Annotated in this window: 3 protein-coding genes; 1 reads left to right on the top strand and 2 read right to left on the bottom strand. The window is 48.4% G+C overall.

The features are described from left to right. Positions 1-181: 181 nt before the first annotated feature. The gene (locus LCD46_23435; protein ID UOY73161.1) at positions 182-694 is read right to left on the bottom strand and encodes a hypothetical protein; all 513 of its coding nucleotides are present in this window, start codon (positions 692-694) and stop codon (positions 182-184) included. Positions 695-1709: 1015 nt separating this feature from the next. On the opposite strand from LCD46_23435, the gene LCD46_23430 reads away from it, so the two are divergent. Then, entirely contained in the window at positions 1710-1898 is a 189-nt protein-coding gene (locus LCD46_23430; GenBank protein UOY73163.1) for a Rop family plasmid primer RNA-binding protein, read from the top strand. Positions 1899-1945: 47 nt separating this feature from the next. On the opposite strand, the gene LCD46_23425 is transcribed toward LCD46_23430, so the two are convergent. Then, the gene (locus tag LCD46_23425; protein UOY73162.1) at positions 1946-2173 is read right to left on the bottom strand and encodes a hypothetical protein; all 228 of its coding nucleotides are present in this window, start codon (positions 2171-2173) and stop codon (positions 1946-1948) included. Positions 2174-3030 lie beyond the last annotated feature (857 nt).

Below are 3030 nucleotides of genomic sequence, written 5' to 3'. Positions count from 1 at the left end.
TTGCGGCTAAACTGGAGATACTTGTTTTGGTGACTCGTCGCCCTTACGACAGTTACCCGGTTCAAAAACTTGCCCGTTTGTTGAACCTTGAAAAAGCCACCTTGCCGGGTGGCTTTTTTCTTTCTAACGTCAAACGTTAAACGGCCATGCTTTAAACGTCAATTCATTGCCGTTTAAAGCATTACCCGCAATCTCGACCAAAAGAATCATTAGCTACATCTAACGCCTGTAGTGATCGAAAAACTTCATCATAACCGTGAACGGACACCAAACGTTTTAAACAACGTTCATCTCGACTTTTTAACTTAGAAAGAGCCAATCTCTCTCGCGTCAAAACCACTGATTCCGGATCTTCCAGCAACAGCTGCATATCATTTTCCGTAATGAGATATTTAGCTTGGATAGTTCCACCTCCAGTATCCGACGCGGTGGGAATCTTCACGCGTGATACAGGCAGGTAAAACTTATTTTCCAGAACATCAATGACCGCAGCCAGCTTAGTTACTTCGTAGTCTGCTTCAATCCGGTTCCCCGCACTTGTTACGCACTTCCCTTCACACATGGCAGCAAGAACAATAGCTTGAGAGTCACACATGTCATGAACAAGAGACAACATAAACGGGGAGTGATTGAACAGATTTGAAAGCTTACGGCGGGAGATAGAAGAAGGATAATCGACAGTTACTTTAGTCATGATTCACCTCCACGCCACTAAAGATAGCGGACGGAACCTTGCGGCACGTGAAGGAGATATAGCTAACATCCCCCGGATGAGGGATCGAGATTGTATTACACATTTTGGCACCTTGACCTTGCGGTCCGTGAAGAAGATTAAGGTTATTTGCTAACGGGGCATGAGCTGGTAAGGCTCGCAAACTGGTAAGGTCTGCCGTTGCGCCTATTCTAACACGATCACCATATTGAAGAGCAATTAATGCGCTGATGAATCGAGGATTTTTGACACAAAAAAACCCGCCTCTTCACGATTAGCGGGTTCTCTTGTGAAGGTTTCACCTTCTTAAGAAGCCATCTCAAGCTTCGACAAATAGCCACCACAGCTACCTGCCTATGTTTTTTAATTGCCAGCCACCACAGCCAGCGCCATGGATAGTAATTCTAACGAGGGATCCCGTAAACAGTGTTTAAAAAACCAGCCATCAGACCAACAGCAGCATCGAGAGCAGCCTGTAAAACCCCCACTGTACGGCACCAAACGCTGCCTAAGACATTATCTACACAAAAACCTAGTCATAGGTTCACCAATAATTTAAAGCCGTTTAAATCAGTTTGAAGCCGTTTAGAGCATATATAAATTGTTTAGTGTTTTTTCCTATTGAAAGGATCCCAATCGATCGGTGTAGTTTATAGGTTTACAAATAGTCTTTGTTTAACAATAAATTAAATAAATAAAGAAGGATCGATGAGGATCTCTGGTGTATCGATCTATCAGGTTCCTACTTGATGAATCACGTAGGAAGAAACTACGACACAAGCTCGGGAAAGTAACTTTTAACATAACATCCGTTGCCCGCACCGCCTCAGAGGCTCTCAGGGCGTTTCTGAGGCCTCCGGCCTGAAACATACACCTTTCTGTGCCCATATCGAGAAAAAACGCCCCTGATGATTTCTGCGTACCTGCATGGCTATGCACTCAAGTGAATGAAGTAAGATTTCAGTCTGCGATCACCATAAAACCGGGAAAAAGCCGTATGACAAAACAGGAATCAGCCGCACTGAACATGGCAAAATTTATCCGGGCGCAGTCGCTGCTGCTGCTCGAAAAACTCGACATGCTCGATCTTGATGACGAGGCAGCCGACTGTGAGCGAATGCACGAACAGGCTGAAGCGCTTTATCAGAAGCTGAGCGCACGCTTCGGTATACAGGACGGCGAATAAAGAGACGAAAAGAACGCTCACTTAGACGAAAAGCGTATCCAGGGCAACTATGTATATCCACCGTGTACATAGTCATGCCTGACGCTTTCGAGCAGGTCGAGCATGTAGGAACGACGAGCTTGATTGGTATCGGACACAATATGGCGATACGCCTCAAACATAAAAGCACCCGCATCACCGCCCGAACGGCGAAGCATAGCGGAAATCATCCGCACAAAGAGCAGACGTTCATCGGGGCAAAGGTTCATAAGTTCTCCTGGTGAAAAACCAAACATGAAGCACCCATCTATTAACGTCAGCTGTGAACGCTTCATTAGAAGAAAATAGGTAAACCCGGGAAAAAGATCCAAACGTTAACATCACAGGTAAACAGAAACGTCGGGTCGATCGGGAAATTCTTTCCCGGACGGCGCGGGGTTGGGCAAGCCGCAGGCGCGTCAGTGCTTTTAGCGGGTGTCGGGGCGCAGCCCTGAACCAGTCACGTAGCGCTAGCGGAGTGTATACTGGCTTAATATGTCGACACGGATGCGGAGGTCAGTGAAGTGCTTCATGTGGAAGGAGGAAAAAGGCAGCACCGGCGCGTCAGCAGAATATACGAGACAGGAGATATTCCGCTTCCTCGCTCACTGACTCGCTGCGCTCGGTCGTTCGGCTGCGGCGAGCGGTGTGGGCTTACAAACTGGGCGGAAATTTCCTAGAGGATGCCAGGGCGATACTTAGCAAAGAAGAAGCAAGGCCACGGCGTTGCCGTTTTTCCATAGGCTCCGCCCCCCTGACAAGCATCACGAAATCTGACGCTCAAATCAGTGGTGGCGAAACCCGACAGGACTTAAAGATACCAGGCGTTTCCCCCTGGTGGCTCCCTCGTGCGCTCTCCTGTTCCTGCCTTTCGGTTTACCGGTGTCACTCCGCTGTTATGGCCGCGGTTTCTCATTCCACGCCTGACACTCGGTTCCGGGAAGGCAGTTCGCTCCAAGCTGGACTGTATGCACGAACCCCCCGTTCAGTCCGACCGCTGCGCCTGTTCCGGTAACTTTCGACTTGAATCCAATCCGGATAGACACGGCAAAGCGCCAATGGCAGCGGCCATTGGTAACTGGGCAAAGGGATGAGTCTTGATGTGATAGCCATA

This window comes from Enterobacter ludwigii (assembly GCA_023023105.1).
GTDB lineage: Bacteria > Pseudomonadota > Gammaproteobacteria > Enterobacterales > Enterobacteriaceae > Enterobacter > Enterobacter adelaidei.
Note: the sequence above shows the minus strand (reverse complement) of the source record. Positions and strands in the feature narration are given on the sequence as shown.